The sequence below is a fragment of the Streptomyces sp. NPDC033178 genome (assembly GCF_055577685.1).
In genome coordinates this window covers 399916-414993 of sequence record NZ_JBVIPT010000007.1, presented here as the reverse complement: position 1 = coordinate 414993, position 15078 = coordinate 399916, and the positions used below count along the sequence as shown (strand labels likewise).

The 15078-nt window shown below is 71.1% G+C and carries 12 protein-coding genes; 8 read left to right on the top strand and 4 right to left on the bottom strand.

From position 1 onward, the window contains the following. Positions 1–43 precede the first annotated feature (43 nt). A complete protein-coding gene (locus ACZ5VQ_RS20375; RefSeq protein ID WP_469106098.1) occupies positions 44–562 on the top strand; it encodes a Pycsar system effector family protein in 519 nt (172 codons plus the stop codon). Positions 563–617: 55 nt separating this feature from the next. On the opposite strand, the gene ACZ5VQ_RS20370 is transcribed toward ACZ5VQ_RS20375, so the two are convergent. Continuing rightward, on the bottom strand, positions 618–1271 hold the full coding sequence (locus tag ACZ5VQ_RS20370) for a Crp/Fnr family transcriptional regulator (protein WP_469106097.1): 654 nt from the start codon (positions 1269–1271) through the stop codon (positions 618–620). Between the two features lie 120 nt (positions 1272–1391). Beyond that, the gene (locus tag ACZ5VQ_RS20365) at positions 1392–2645 is read right to left on the bottom strand and encodes an MFS transporter (protein WP_469106148.1); all 1254 of its coding nucleotides are present in this window, start codon (positions 2643–2645) and stop codon (positions 1392–1394) included. Between the two features lie 123 nt (positions 2646–2768). Here ACZ5VQ_RS20365 and ACZ5VQ_RS20360 point away from each other — a divergent pair, with 123 nt between their 5' ends. The 3 genes from ACZ5VQ_RS20360 (at position 2769) to ACZ5VQ_RS20350 (ending at position 5334) form a co-directional block, all read left to right on the top strand. Further along, positions 2769–3776: a helix-turn-helix domain-containing protein gene (locus ACZ5VQ_RS20360; protein ID WP_469106096.1), complete on the top strand. Its 1008-nt coding sequence runs from the start codon at positions 2769–2771 to the stop codon at positions 3774–3776. A gap of 9 nt (positions 3777–3785) precedes the next feature. Next, positions 3786–4280 carry a glutathione peroxidase gene (locus tag ACZ5VQ_RS20355; protein ID WP_362080846.1) on the top strand — a complete coding sequence of 165 codons (495 nt, stop codon included), beginning with the start codon at positions 3786–3788 and terminating at the stop codon, positions 4278–4280. A gap of 157 nt (positions 4281–4437) precedes the next feature. Further along, positions 4438–5334 (top strand): MerR family transcriptional regulator, encoded by an 897-nt coding sequence (locus ACZ5VQ_RS20350; protein WP_469106095.1) that lies wholly within the window; start codon positions 4438–4440, stop codon positions 5332–5334. A 5-nt stretch (positions 5335–5339) separates the two neighbouring features. Here the strand turns inward: ACZ5VQ_RS20350 and ACZ5VQ_RS20345 are convergent, their stop codons facing one another. Then, positions 5340–7361 (bottom strand): MFS transporter, encoded by a 2022-nt coding sequence (locus ACZ5VQ_RS20345; protein WP_469106094.1) that lies wholly within the window; start codon positions 7359–7361, stop codon positions 5340–5342. Between the two features lie 191 nt (positions 7362–7552). Beyond that, positions 7553–10612: a D-alanyl-D-alanine carboxypeptidase gene (locus tag ACZ5VQ_RS20340; protein WP_469106093.1), complete on the bottom strand. Its 3060-nt coding sequence runs from the start codon at positions 10610–10612 to the stop codon at positions 7553–7555. 226 nt (positions 10613–10838) lie between these two features. On the opposite strand from ACZ5VQ_RS20340, the gene ACZ5VQ_RS20335 reads away from it, so the two are divergent. The 4 genes from ACZ5VQ_RS20335 (at position 10839) to ACZ5VQ_RS20320 (ending at position 14913) form a co-directional block, all read left to right on the top strand. Continuing rightward, complete coding sequence (locus ACZ5VQ_RS20335) at positions 10839–11594, top strand: GOLPH3/VPS74 family protein (RefSeq protein WP_055615874.1); 756 nt, start codon at positions 10839–10841, stop codon at positions 11592–11594. A 469-nt stretch (positions 11595–12063) separates the two neighbouring features. Next, entirely contained in the window at positions 12064–12933 is an 870-nt protein-coding gene (locus ACZ5VQ_RS20330) for a helix-turn-helix domain-containing protein (protein ID WP_200396532.1), read from the top strand. A 296-nt stretch (positions 12934–13229) separates the two neighbouring features. Beyond that, positions 13230–13430 carry a DUF397 domain-containing protein gene (locus ACZ5VQ_RS20325; protein WP_055615876.1) on the top strand — a complete coding sequence of 67 codons (201 nt, stop codon included), beginning with the start codon at positions 13230–13232 and terminating at the stop codon, positions 13428–13430. Positions 13431–13758: 328 nt separating this feature from the next. After that, positions 13759–14913 (top strand): ADP-ribosylglycohydrolase family protein, encoded by a 1155-nt coding sequence (locus tag ACZ5VQ_RS20320; protein WP_469106092.1) that lies wholly within the window; start codon positions 13759–13761, stop codon positions 14911–14913. The last annotated feature ends 165 nt before the right edge of the window (positions 14914–15078 follow it).

Sequence of the window (15078 nt, the reverse complement as noted above, 5' to 3'; positions counted from 1 at the left end):
CCTGCCGGACGGGTCGGCGCCCACCGACCCGAGGAGAACAGCCATGCCGCACACGGGTGCCGGTTCCGACGGCCGTCCCGCGCAGTACATGTTCAGCGCCCTGCAGACCACGCATCAGCACGCGGACACCAAGGCCGGGATCCTTGCCGCCGCCCAGGTGGCACTGGTCGGCACGGCGGACTCATGGAGCCGACAGGCCGCACACGCCGTGGAACGGGGCGGAGCGGCGGGGGTGCTCGCCGGGACGCTGCTCGCCCTGTTCCTCTGCGGGCTGTTCGGCGGCGCGGGCTGCCTGGCGGCGACCTTGCGGCCTCGGATACTCCGCCCCACCGGCACCAACCGATACAGCTTCGTCCATCTCTCGTCCGGCCCGGACATCCTTCCCGCCGAGGGCTCGGACGCCGGCGAGGGCGGAGACCGGAAGGAGCTGTCGCACACGGTCCGGTTCCTCGCCCGTGTCGCTCTGCGCAAGTACCGGTACCTCACCGCAGCGGTGGTCTGCACAGCCGTGATGGGCACCAGCGCCGGGCTGTTCGTGGTGCTGCGCCCGATACTGACCTGACGCGACCTCACCTGTGCCTGCCCCGCCCCGCCTCCGTGCCCGGCGGCGCCGGGCCTCAGTCCTCGTGCGCCAACTGCGCCAGCTCCCTGAGCCGGGGCAGGTCACAGATGGTGGTCGAGCCGTATCCGCTCTCCAGCAAACCGTCCTCGCGCAGTTCGCGGAGTCCCTTGTGGATGGTGGTCTCGGCGGCGCCGGTCAGCGCAGCCATCTCCGGCTGGGTCAGCCGGCAGCCGAGGACCATGCCACCCTCCTCCGGGCGCCCGTAGGCGGTGGCGAGCTCCACCAGGAGCCGGGCCAGCCGCACTTTGGCCGAATAGCCGCGGAAGTCCAGACGCCGCCGGTTCGCCCAGCGCAACCGGTCCGCGACGATCCCGGTCAGGGCCACGCCCACCTCAGGGCGCCGCATCAGCAGGCCGTGCAGAACACCGGGTTGCAGCACTCGTGCCACCATCGGCCCGCAGGCTGTCACCGTGGCAGAGCGCGGCGCTCCGTCGATGGCCGCCATCTCCCCGACCGTGTCGCCTCCGACCCGAACCGCGAGAAGGGACGTCTCGCCGTTCTCCACGGTTGCGGTCACCTTGGCGAAACCGGAGAGCAGCAACAGGACGTGTCTGTCGCGCGCGCCCTCACTCAGCAGCACCGTCCCCGCCTCGAACCTCACCTCGACGCCCAGACCGAGCAGTTCCTGACGCACAGGCGGCGAAAGCACCCCCAGCAGACTGCGCGACGGCCACTCCTCGGAGCTGTACGGCGTGACCACGGTTCCCCCCGACGTGTCGAATACCGCTCAATCCTGCCGCTGATCAGACTCCCGGGCGATGGATTCGCATCACACGATCCCGCCGGGATCACGTTCCACCACAGCCGGTCGACAAGTGTCTCGCGCGTGCACTCCCTTGCTGCCAGGACCGATTGCGGTTCCCCCTACGAACGCCCGCCCGCCCATGACCGTCAACACCAGGGTCACGGTGACGGACGCGAGCGCCACCACCGTCATCGCCGTGCCCGGTGACGTCAGTTGGGCCGTCGCGCCCGCCAGGGCCGCTCCCACCCCCTGCATGGTCAGCATTCCGGACGAGTGCAACCCCAGTGCGTGGCCGGACAGTTCGGGCGGGGTCGCGGCCATGAGGCGTTCCTGTTGCAGGAGGCTCGCTGCGAAGCCGGCCGAGGCCAGGGTGGCGAGGGCGGCCGCCAGAGCGGGACCCGGGTGCAGGACGAAAAACACGTAGGGGGCCGCCAGCAGCAGGAGCAGCGGCACGCCCAGTCGCGGGCGCAGGCGGGGCGGCACGAAGCGGGCCACCGTGACATCCCCCGCCAGCATGCCCAGGGCCGCGCAGGCGAAGAGCAGGCCCGCGTGGTCGGGGGCGTACGAGACGTAGAGGGACTCGCAGCCGACGATCAGGCCGTTGGGGATCCAGAGGGCCAGGAACAGGTGGCGGCGGGGGCCGGCGGCGAGCAGGGTCGCGTTCGTGCGCCGGGTCTCGCGCACCGACGGGCGGCCCTTGGATCTCTGCGGGCGGGCGGTCAGGGCGAAGCGGGACACCGCGGCGGCCGTCGCGTACAGGGCCGCCGCCGTGAGCAGCGTGCCGCGCGGGGACAGGAACGCGATGAGGACGCCTCCCGTCGCGAACCCCGCGACCTGGGTGATCCCGTTCGCCATGTTGAAGACCGAGCGGCCGAGGATGTAGCCGTCCTCGCGCAGGATCTCGTTCAGCAGGCCCCAGCGGACCCCGCCGCCCAGGGACGCCACCAGGCCCAGTACAAGGATCAGGGCGAAGATCCCCCACAGGGGCAGCGGGGCCGCCAGTGCCGCCGTACCCGCCGCGAACGCCAGCGCGGTGCCCGTCAGCGTGGCCCGGGGCGGCAGTCGGTCGGCCGCCGACAGGAGCGTGGTCGCGCCCAGCACCTGGGCCAGGGACGGGCCGAACATACTCAGGGCCGACAGCAGGGGCGAGTCCGTGGCCCGGTAGACCAGCGTGCCGAGCGCGAGACCGCTCATCGTCTGGGCGGCCACCTGCGCCGAGGAGGCCAGGAAGAGCGGGGTGAACCCGGGGGTGCGAAAGAGGGACCGGTACGACGTCATGGGCATGCCCGGAGTCTCGGACCGGGGCCGAAGCGGCCGGTAGAGTTTCGCGCCGGCGCGAAACAGACAGCCGGGGCCAGAGGGAAAAAGCAACGGCGAACCGACACAGAGGAGGCCGTTGACGTGGGCTGGTGGCAGGTCAACGCCGACACCCTCGCGGGCAGCCGGTTCGTGCTCTCGCCGCTCGCCGAGACCTTCGCCTGTCTGAAGGCGCTGCGGGCGGGGACGGCCGCGCACCCGGGCGAGCGGGCCTGGCTGGGGGCCCATCTGCCGGACCACGAACGACGGCTGGCCGCCGATCCAGTCACCGCCGCCCTCGTCCGGGCCGGGCTCGGGCCCGAGTGGATCGCCGACTTCCTCACGCCCACCCCGCGCGGCGAGGAGGACTTCGACACCGAGGTCGCCCGGGTGCGGGAGACCTCCCCGGAGGCGGCCCGCGCCCACCTCGCCGTCGCCCTGCGCGGCCCGCTCCCCCGCATCCTCCAGGACCGCGACGACCTCCCCGACCGCGCCGCCGACCTGCTCACCCACGTCTGGACCGAGGCCGTACGCCCCTACTGGCCCCGTCGCCGTCGCGTGCTCGAAGCCGATGTCGTCGCCCGCACCGCCCAGTTGAGCCAGGGCGGCTGGGCGGCGGCCCTCGACGCGATGCGGCCGGGCATGCGCTGGCTCGGCGAGAACCGGCTGCAGATCAACCTCCACGAGTACCCGCCCCGCGAGATCTCCGGCGCCGAGCTCATCTTCGTACCCGTGACACCGCAGCGGCAGGGCTGGGTGTCGTGGGAGGAGCCCGACCGGTACGCGGTCGTGTACCCGTGCTCGGGTGCGCTCGCGGACACCGGGCCGACGGCCGCGGGCGCCCCCGAGAGCCTCAGCCGGCTGCTCGGGGCGGCACGGGCGGGTGTCCTCGTCCTGCTCGACTCCCCCATGAGCACGAGCCAGGTGGTGGCCGTCACCGGCCAGGGGCTCGGCTCGGTCGGCCGTCACCTCAAGGTCCTGCTCGACGCCCGGCTCGTCGAGCGGCGGCGCTCCGGGCGGTCGGTCCTCTACTACCGCACCCCCGCGGGCGAGGTTCTCGTCGGGGCCCAGGGTGACCGGGGCGCCGCCCGTGCCTCTTCGGAGCGGAGTTAGCATCCGTTTATGACTACTGACTCAGTTCTCGACGTCGACATCGATGCCCTGCAGGGCGGTTCCGCGGACCTCGGGCAGTACAAGGGCAAGGCCGTGCTCATCGTCAACGTGGCCTCCAAGTGCGGCCTCACCCCTCAGTACGGGGGCCTGGAGCGGCTGCAGGAGCGGTACGCCGCGCAGGGTTTCACCGTGCTCGGGGTGCCCTGCAACCAGTTCATGGGCCAGGAGCCCGGCACGTCCGAGGAGATCGCGGAGTTCTGCTCGGCGACGTACGGCGTGACCTTCCCGATGACCGAGAAGGTCGACGTGAACGGGGACGCGCGGCACGCGCTGTACGAGCGGCTCACCGGTTTCGCGGACGGCGAGGGGCACAGCGGTGACATCCGCTGGAACTTCGAGAAGTTCCTGATCGGCCGGGACGGCACGGTGGTCGCCCGCTTCTCGCCGCAGACCGAGCCGGAGTCGGCCGAGGTCGTGGCGGCCGTGGAGGCACTGGTCGCCTGACGCGGCAACTCCCGTCGGTCGACCTCGCCTGACGCGGCGGCTCCCGTCGGTTGCCGGCGCCCGACACAGCGGCTCCCGTCGGTTGACCTTGCCCCTGGGGCAAGGAGCACCGTCCTCCCCGCCGGGCGGCAGTCGCCCGGTGACGGAGGATGGGCCCGTGGAACCCGTGACCAACACGACCAACGCGTTGCCCCCGGCCGAGGGCCTGCTCACGATCGGCGCGTTCGCCGCCCGTGCGCGGCTCTCGCCGAAGGCGCTGCGGCTGTACGACCGGCTGGGCCTGCTGCGCCCCGCGCACGTCGACGACACGACCGGCTACCGCTACTACCGCGCCGCCCAGGTCGAACGGGCCCGCCTGGTCTTCCTGCTGCGCGGACTCGACATGCCGCTCGCCCGGATCGCCGAGGTCGTGGAACGGCAGGAGACCGACGGGCAGGCGGCCGCGGACCTCGTGACCGCCTACTGGGCGGACGTCGAGGAACGCCTCGCCGGGCAGCGGACACTCGCGCACTACCTCCGTGGACGGCTTTCCGGAAGGAGTTCCGAGTTGTACGCGACATTCGAGGTCCACACCGTGGACGTACCGGAGCAGTGGGTCATCACCGAGAAGAGGCACACCCTCGTGGAGGAGCTGCCCGTCTGGATCCCGGCGTCACTGGCACGGCTGGAGGCCGCCGCCGAGGAGTGCGGCGGCACGACGGGCTCCCCGTTCGTCGTCTATTACTCCGAGGTCTCGCAGGAGAGCGACGGCCCCGTCGAGTCCTGCGTCCCCGTCGCCGACCCGGCCGCCGCCCGCACCTGGGCCGCGGAGCACGCCCGCGCCTGGAACACAACGGCCCGCCTCGAACCCGCCCACCGCATCGCCTACACCCGCATCACCAAGGCCCAGGTCGCCAACCCGCAGATCCACGCCGCCTACGAGGCGGTGGAGTCCTGGCTGACCGAAGAAGGCCACACCTCCGCGGGCCCCTGCCGAGAGATCTACTTCACGGACTGGGACGACGCGGGCCCGGAGGACGAGGTGTGCGACATCGCCTTCCCCATAGCCTCGTAGGGGTTTTACCCACTACTCCCGCGGACGGCGTCCCTCATCTCCTCAGGACATCCCGTACCCCGAGGCAGTTGATAAGGCGCAGCCAACCGATACGTGCCGGCCCGCGGAGCGAGCAGCTCCGTCCACTTGTCCCCGTTGACGTCCTCCTCCGTCTCCATCAGACACCCGTTGACGTTCTCGTACGCCTTCGGCCTCTCGTCGTCGTCCTTCCGCAGCCGCTTCGACTCCTCGGTCTCCTGCGGTGGCTTGACGCTCTTGCCCTCCGCGTCGACGAGCCCGAGCCACGGCGAGTACGGGATGCGGATGAGCACCTGCCCCGCCCGCTTCACCTCGATCGTCAGCTCACCCTGCTCGGCCCGGTCGACGACGGCGGGCGGGTCGGCCATCGGGGTGGGGTCGGTGACCTGGAAGAGCTGCCAGTTGGCATCGCCCCAGACCTGCTTGAGATACGGCATCCCGCGCTGCACGAGCTCCCGCTCGCGCTCACCGCCGTCGCCGTCGGGCTCGCCCTTGGGGACGACGACGAAGTGGACGGCCCAGCGCCGCAGCCACTCGTGATAGTTCGCGGAGTTGAGGGTGTCGTCGTAGAAGAGGGGGTTGCGCTCCATGTCCGCCTGGCGGTTCCAGCCGCGGGCGAGGTTGACGTACGGGGCGAGGGCGGACGCCTCCCGGTGCGAGCGGGCCGGTACGACCTCGACGCGGCCCTTCTCGGCGCCGGCCACCTGGAGCTGGTTGACCAGCGGGGCCAGTTCGCGGGCCCAGGAGGCCGCGGGCGTCGTGTGCACTATGTCGTCCACGGCCTTGAAGCCGATCCAGGCGTTCATGCCCACGAAGGTCACGGCGATCGCGTACCACTTGCGCGAGCGCGGCACCGTGAAGGGCAGCGCGGCGATCAGTACGACCCCCGCCAGGAGCATGGGCAGGCGGCTGATGTTGGAGCCGATCTGCGAGCTGATCAGCCAGACCAGGAGGACGGAGAGGCCGTACACCGCCGCCGTTATCCGGACCGTCTTCCACTCCTTGGGGACGAGGAGGAAGACGAACACCGAGTACGAGAAGGGCAGCAGGACCGAGGCGAACAGCATCGGCTGCGTACCGGAGAAGGGGAACAGCCACGCGGAGACGCCCACGACGGCGGCGGGCGCGAGGCCCAGCGCGTACGCGCCCGGGCGGCGCTTCTGCAGGAAGAGCGCCACCGCGACGAAGCCCACGAAGAGCCCGGCCACCGGTGACGCGGCGGTCGCGAGCGCGGCGAGCGGGGCGGCGCACAGGGCCTTGGCCCAGCGTTTGTAGCGCCAGCGGTACGGCCAGCAGAAGACGACGGCGGTCGCGCCGAGCGCGAAGACCATGCCGAGGCCGAAGGTCACCCGTCCCGAGGCCGCGTTGCACAGCAGCGCGAACACTCCGGCGAGCGACGGCCACACCGGGTTCCGTACGGCCCTGGTGCGCATCAGGATCAGCGTGAGCAGCCCGGCGGAGATCGTCCCCGCGATCATCAGCGTCGTACGCACGCCGAGCACGGCCATCAGATACGGCGACACCACGCTGTACGACACCGGGTGCATCCCGCCGTACCAGGCCAGGTTGTACGCCGAACCCGGGTTCCGGCCGACGAACTCGGCCCACGCGTCCTGCGCCGCGAGGTCGCCCCCGCTGTTCGCGAACGTGAAGAACCAGATGACGTGGAGGATGCCCGAGAGTGCGGTGGCGAGGGTCGCGGGGTGCCGGAGGAAGCGGTGGAGACGAGTGGCCTCGTGAACGCCGTCGCCGTCGGCGTCCGCGCGGTGCTCACCGCCCTCGGAGCCGGACGAGTCCGAGGGCCCGGTGGATCCGGACGAGTCCGAGGAACCGCTGGAGCCGGACAAGTCCGAGGAGCCGGACGAACCCGGGGAGTCGGCGGAACCGGAGGAACCCGAGGAGTCGGTCGATCCCGGGCGTTCAACGTGCCGCGTACGCAGCCGTATTCGCTGGCCGGCTTCTTGGCCCGGCTCGGCGTCGTCGGCGTGCGTCGGCTCCGCTGTCGCCACGTGAAGGCACTCCCGTGTCCCGTTGTTTCGCTGCTCGGCCGGGCCCCGCGGCGGGCGACCTTGCCCTTCTCGCGACGCTAGCACGCACCCCGGCCCAGAGCGCCGGGGCGGTACTCCGTCGGTGGCGTACGACCGATTCGGCACGGCTTGGGAGCGTTACGCCCCCAAGCCACCGCGGCCCTGTACGTCCGTCAGCTCACCCGGGTGAGCTTGGACCCGTAGCCCGGTTCGACGAGGTCCGACTTGAGCGCCACCGGCACCTCGACCGCGTTGCCGCTCGTGCCGTCACCGACGCTCAGGGAGCCGACCTTGGTTCCCGCCTTCGCCGCGTGCGGGATGGCCGTGCCGTCCTCGCCCAGCTTCAGCTTGACGGTCTGTCCGGCCCAGCCCACCGCGGAGACGTCCTTCGTGGCGACGACCGGCGTCCGACCGCCGAGCCCGTCGTCCACGTACCCCACGACGTCACCCTTCTTCAGGATCTTCCGCGAGGTCAGCGCCTCCTGGGCGGCGATCATCGCCTCCTTGCTGACCGCGTTGACCGTGTCGATGATCGGCGGCTTGTGCTGGCCGAGGACCGCGCCGACGACGATGACGTTCTCGCCTCCGACCTCCTGGGTGGCGGCGAAGAGCAGGTTGCCGCCGGCCTTGGTGGTGGAGCCGGTCTTGATGCCGATGGCGTTGTTGTACGGCACGAGGCGGTTGTAGTTGTCCCACTTCTTGCCCGACGGGTCCACCCAGGTCGGCAGCTTGGTGATGTCCACCAGCGCCTGGATCCGCACCAGCTGGTTGCCGAGCTTCACCTGGTCCTCGGCGGTGGAGACGGTGGTCTCCTTCAGCCCCGAGGGGTCGGTGTACGTCGTGTTGGTCATCCCGAGGTCCTTGGCGGCGGCGTTCATCTTGTCGACGAACTCCTCCTCGGAACCGCCCGTGTCCCAACGGGCAAGCAGCCGCGCGATGTTGTTGGCGGAGGGGATCATGATGGCCGCGAGGGCGTCCTTCTCGGTGAGGACGTCGCCCTCCTTGACGGTGTTGAGCGTCGACTCGTTCTGCGCGTCGTAGCCGCCCTCCGTCTCCGCCTTCGCGTCGACGGGGATCTTCGCGCCGTCCTCGCCGGGCTTCAGCGGGTGCTCCTTGAGGATCACGTACGCCGTCATGGCCTTGGCGACCGAGCCGATGGCGACCGGCTTCTGCTCACCGAACCTGTCGACCGTGCCGATGCCGTTCACGTCCATCCAGCCCTGACCCTCGCCGGGCCACGGGAGGGAGACCTTGTTCCCCTCGAAGGCGTACGACTCGTCGGCCGTCAGCGCGAGCGTGGGGGTGGGCAGCGGGCGTACGGCCTGTACGACTGCAAACACCACGGCCAGCAGCAGCACCAGCGGGGTCCAGATCTTGACCCGCCGCACGACGGTCCGCACCGGGGTCTGCCGGGGCGGCGGCGTGTTCGTCAGCTCCGCCAGCAGGTCCAACGGGGGCTTCGGCGGCAGGGGTTGCTGGGTCGTCCGCTCGGGGCCGACCTGCGGGATGGCAGCCGTCTCGGCGGCCGGCGGAACCGGCGGCGGCGCGAGGGGCCGCGCCTTCGGCGGCGCGGGCTCGTCGAGCGGCTTGAGGGCTACGAATTTGCTGGTGCGCTCTGCCTCCGGCTCGGCGGGGGGAGCGGAGGGCGCGGAGGACTTGGCGGCCCAGGCCGGAGCCGGCTTGCCCTCGGCGGCACGGTCGGCACCCTTGCCGGGCTCGGCACCCTTGTTGGGCTCGGCACCCTTCCCGGGGTCGGCACCCTTCCCGGGGTCGGCTGCCGTGCCCTTGTCCGCTCCGGCATCCGGCTCGGTCTTGGGCTTCTCACCGGTCTCGGCGCCCGGCTTGGCGCCGTCCCACTTGAGCATGGTGGTGGGCTGATCCACGGCACGCGCCGGCATCTTGAAGATGGCGGTGGGCTGGTCGACGGGGGGCTCGGGGTCGTCGCCGGAGTCCGCGTCCACGTCGGCGCCCGCCCCGGCGCCACCGTCACGGTCGGCTACCGCGTCGGACTCGACATCGGCGTTGCCCTCACCGTGGGCTTCACCCGCGGCCTCGTCCGCATCGGCGACAGCGTCGGCCTTCACGGCGTCAGCCATGGCCCCACCGGGGACTTCGTCCGCGGATTCACCCGTGGCGTCGGCCTTCACGGCGTCAGCCTTGGCCTCGGCGGAGACCTCGTCAGCCGGTTCGCCCGCGCTGGGCGCAGCACCGGTCCCAGGTACGGCTTCGGCCTTCACGGCGTCAGCCTTGGCCTCGGCGGAGACCTCGTCAGCGGGCTCGTCCGCATCGGGGGCGGCATCGGTCGCGGACTCGGTGGCGACCTTCGCGTCCGCGTCACGGTCACCGTCGCCCTCGCCCTCGCCGGAACCTTCGCCGTCGGACTCGTCGGACGCATCAGACGCGAGCGCCTCAGGCGCTGCGTCGGCCTTCGCGTCGGCACCGGTCTTCGGCTGATCCTTCGCCTCGTCGGTCGCCTCGCTCTGCGACTCGCCCTCGGGCTCCCGCTCGGCATCGGCGCCACCAGCGGGCTCCGCGCCGTCAACGTCGGTCTCGGCGGCCGAGTCGGCGTCGGCGTCGGCGTCGGCGTCGGCGTCGGCGGGAGCGTCATCCCCGGCCGGGGCCTCCGCGGCAGCGGCACCCTCCGGCTCGGCGTCCTCGTCGGCGGGGGCGTCGTCGGCCTCGGCCTCAGCCGCCCCGCTCTCCGCCCCGGACTCACCCTCACCATCCGAGTCACCGCCACCAGCGGCACCCTCCGCGTCGCCCCCGGCCGAACCGGCCGAATCCGATATGGCCGATTCCGGACCGTCGGACCCCTCGGCGGCACCGGGAACTTCCGCGTCACCGGAACCATCGGAGCCATCGGCGTCAGAGGCGCCCTCAGGCGCCTCGTCGTCCGCGGTCGCGACCCACGCGGCCACCACGTCCCGCAGACGCGCGTCACCGCCCTCGGTGCCCTTGGCGGGGCCCTTCCCGGCGGACTCCCGGTCCGCAGAACCGTCACTCCCCTGGGAACTCCCGGCGACGGACCCCTCCGGCCCCGCCGAACCCGCGGAGCGCTTCGTCGAGAACACCGCCGTGGCCGTGTCCACCCGGGCAGCCGCCGTCACGGCCTCCCTGGCGACCGCCAGCCGCGGATCCGGAACCGGAGCCTTGCTCCCCGACGTCGGTTCCGCCGACGACTCGTGCTGCTTCGACCTGTCGGGGGACTCGCCCGCCACCGATGCCTCCTCCATGCGCCACAACTCCGTGCGGCCAACCGAACCATGAACCCGCCAAGCCATGCACACACGCCCGGACATCCCGTGTCCGAACCATGTACCAGTGTCCTGTGTGCGGGCTTAACCCCCGTGGTAGACGAGAACGACATACCTATCGGTTCCACTACATTCCGGTCACGCACTCTCGACAGACCAATGTGAGAGGGGTCACCCTGTCATTCATCCACGCGGGGAGGCATGGATGGGCAGGAGCCGCAGAACACTTCCGGAGGAGCTTCTGCTGCTGGCGCTGGACCCGACCACGGGTACCACCGCACAGCCGCAGTCGCTCGACCTAGGTCTGGCCGGAGCGCAGCTAGTGGAGCTGGCGCTGGCCGGACGGATAGCCCCAGACGGGGATCGTATCGCCGTGGTGGCACCACGGCCGACCGGAGATCCGACCTTGGACTGTGCGCTGGAACTACTCCGCAGGCGGGGTGCTCCAGTACGCGCTGTGAACTGGATCGGCGGACCCCGACTGGGGCTGCGCCAGACATATCTCTCGCATCTGGAGCGGTGCGGCATGGTGCATGCCGTGGCGGGACAGATGTGCGGGGTGCTTCCGACGACTCGCTATCAGGCGACGGACACGGAGATCAGCCGGGAGATCAGGGCCCGGCTGGACAGCGCGATCCGCACCGGCGTACCGCCGGACCCGCGGACCGCCGCGCTGGCCGCGCTGGCGCACGCCGTCGGCCTGGGCAAGCACCTCTACCCGGGGAACGAAGGGCGTTCGTCTCGCTCCCGCCTCCGGGACCTGATCAGGCACGACCCCATGGGCGGCCTCGTGGCGCACGCCGTGATGGACGTCCAGAACGGTGTGGCCGCTCAGCCACGCCGCAGCCCGGCACCGGCCGGCCGTCAGGCCGCCCCCGGAGCCAGGCCCGCACCGGAGCCCGCCAGGGGCGTCCCGATGCAACCGCGCCGCGGTTCGATGGCGCGTGCCGTGGCTCACTGAGCCGCAGTCCCACGGCACCCGCCGGCACGACCGCAGCACAGCAGGACCCGTAGGACCAGCAGGACCCGACAACCGCAGCACCGTGCAGTGCGCATCGCGCGTCACGCACGTCAGCGCCGCACCGACGTCCCCAAGACCCGGTTCGGGAGCCGCTGGGCCGCGCGGGGCGGTGGGCCGTACGTCCGGACGACGACACGGCCCGCCGCCCCGCGCGTCCGCATGTCGTCCCTATGTCATCCCTTGTGCCACCAAGTCGCACGTATCGCAACGTCCCGTATCTCCACGTACAACCGCGCGTCTCATCACACTTCTCACCACTCTTCCACGCAAGGTGGCGCGAGGTGGCGACAAGTGGCGGGTACGCACGGCATATCCGCTGTTTCCCAGCGGTAGCAAGCACCTTGGTGGCAATCTGCTCAACAGCAGATACGCAAAGTACAGACAGTACGCAGCCGGAGGTGCACGTCCCGTGGCGTCCAATGTCAATCCCACCGTCAGGCGACGCCGGTTGGGCCAGGAGCTGCGCCGGCTCCGCGAGCTCAAGGGCATGACGGCAGAAGAAGTGGCCGAGCGGCTGCTTGTCTCGCAGTCGAAGATCAGCCGCCTGGAGAACGGGCGGCGCAGCATCAGCCAGCGCGACGTCCGTGATCTGTGCGGGGTGTACGAGGTCGAGGACGTCCGGATCGTCGATTCGCTGATGCAGATGGCCAAGGACTCGCGCCAGCAGGGCTGGTGGCACTCCTTCGGCGACATCCCGTACAGCGTCTACATCGGTCTGGAGACGGACGCGGCGAGCCTGCGCGTGTACGACCCGCTGGTCGTCCCGGGTCTGCTGCAGACCCGTCCGTACGCCGAGTCCCTGATCCAGGGCGCGCTCCCGGAGGCGGCCCCGGGCGACATCGAGAAGCGCGTACAGGTACGGCTGAGGCGACAGGAACGTATCTCCGACCTGGAGAACCCGCTGCGGCTGTGGGCCGTGCTCGACGAGGCCGCGCTGCGCCGGACCGTCGGCAACAAGCAGGTGATGATCGAGCAGTTGGAGCATCTCGTCGAGATGTCCCACGTGCCGCATGTGACGGTCCAGGTCATTCCGTTCACCATGGGCGCCCATCCCGGGGTCAGCGGGCAGTACGCGATCCTCGAGTTCCCTGACGCGGCCGACTCCAGCGTGGTCTACATCGAGGGCGTCACCAGCGACCTGTACCTGGAGAAGGCGAACGACGTCCAGAAGTACAGCGTCATGTACGAGCACCTGCGGGCGCAGGCCCTGAACGCGGACCAGTCCCGGGAGTTCATCGCGGACGTCGCCAAGGACTACGCCACCGAAGCGATGTCCTGAGACAGGACGTCACCGGTGGGACAGGGCGTCACCGAGCGGCGCGCGAGGCGGTGTTGGGTCGATTTCCACCGCCCCCAGCGAGAGGGTGCCGGACCATACACCCTCGCGGTATCTCGACGGAAGACTCCACTGGTATATGCCACCCGGTCGAGTGAATAGTCGCTTCGTAAGCCGATGTTGGCGAGTAGCGTCGATCACGCCAAGAAGCAACAACCTTGGCGCAATCCGAACCGTGGGTTCCGGAACGAACCCGCAGTGCGGTGACAGCAACTCAGCAACTGGCTACCGGAGCGAACATGGCAATCAAGCAAGGCGCCACGGATACGTGGACGAAGTCCTCGTACTCCCAAGGCAACGGCGCATGCGTCGAGGTCAAGTCCCCCGTCCTGACGGCGCTGGCCGTCCGCGACTCCAAGGTCCACGAGGGCCCGACGCTGGCCTTCGCGGCCGGCTCGTGGAACGCCTTCGTGGCAGAGGTGAGCCGGGGCACCGTCTGACCCCACCACCGGACGCCTCGCGCAGCACGAGCACCAACGCGGCAAGAGCGCCGACAACGGGATCAACAACTGCTCCGCACAACCGCATCAACAACTGCACAAGCACCACGAAAGAGCCCTCTCGACCGGCCCGCCGTCCTGGCCGAGGGGGCTCGGCCTTTTTCCGGATTTCACATCCTTCAAGACCTCCAAAGATGATCAGTTCCCCTAACTGTTCGCAAACCGCTCCGACCTTCAACCGACCGTTCCCGTTCGATTACAGTGCTGAACTGTCGGCCGTACCGACGGAATCGGCACGGGATCGGATCGGGATCTGTAGGAGGCCTCGGTGGGTGCGACAGCCGGTGCCGTCTGGGGCCGTGCCGAACAGCAGGACTTCCGCAGCCGGGTGCGTGGCACGCTCCTCGGCGCGGCCGTCGGGGACACGCTGGGCTCGCCCGTCGCGGGTCTGCCGATGGACGGGATCCGCGAGGCGCACGGGGCTCAGGGGCTCACCGATCTGGCCTTCGGGCACGGCAGACGCGGAGCCGTCTCCCATCTCACGCAGCTGACGCTGTTCTCCATGGACGGGCTGATACGGGCCCAGGTGCGCCGGGACACAGGAGCCTGGCACCCGCCGACGGACCTGCACCGGGCATATCTGCGGTGGGCCGCCACACAGCGCGACTGGGGTCCCGACGAGCGGCGCAAGGAGGACGGCTGGCTGGCCCGCGAGGAGTGGCTGTACGCCCGGCGTGAGCCCGCGCGCGCCTGTCTGCTGGGACTGGGCGACGAGATGATGGGGACGCTGGACGCCCCCAAGAACCCCCAGGAGCAGGGCCCCGAGGCAGCGGTCCGCTCCGCGCCCTTCGGGCTGCTCGTCGGATGGGAGCCGCAGCTGGTGATGCAGCTCGCGGTGGAGTGCGCGGCACAGACCCACGGACATCCGACGGCCTACCTGTCGGCGGGGGCGTACGCCGTCGTGGTGCACGGTCTGGCGCGCGGTGAGAGCCTCGACGCGGCCGTCCAGCGGGCGCTGCAGCTGCTGGCCGGGCGTCCGGGGCACCAGCCCGTCGCGGACGCGCTGCAGCAGGCCCTGGGGGCCGTACGGCAGGGCATGCCCACTCCGGCCCGGGTCGAGGACCTGGCCGGAGCCGGTACGGCGGAAGGGCTGCTCTCGGTCGCCGTCTACTGCGCCCTGGTGGGCGAGGACACCCGCCATGGTCTCTGCCTGTCGGTGAACCACGGCGGCGACTCGGCGGCCACCGGCGCGCTCACGGGCGCCCTGCTCGGCTCGCTCCACGGTGAGACGGCCCTGCCGCCGTCCTGGCTGGCCGAGCTGGAGGGCCGCCCTACCATGCTCGTCCTCGCGGACGACTTCGCGATGGAGATGACCCAGGGCCCGGCCCTGCACGGCCCGGCGGGCTCCTCACCGGGCTGGCTGGCCCGCTACCCGCGCGGCTACGCGGCCCTGGCGGGCGCCACCCCGGTCCCGGCGGGCTGACCGCCGACCCGCCGAACCGCCGGACCCACCGGACCACCGAACCGCCGGCCGCCGGACCCGGACCCGGACGAGCGGAGCGCCGGACGAGCGGACCCTGGCCCCGACCGGCGCGGCTCGCCCCCTCCCGACACCCATGTGACCGGCGCCACAGAGACGATGGGCGCC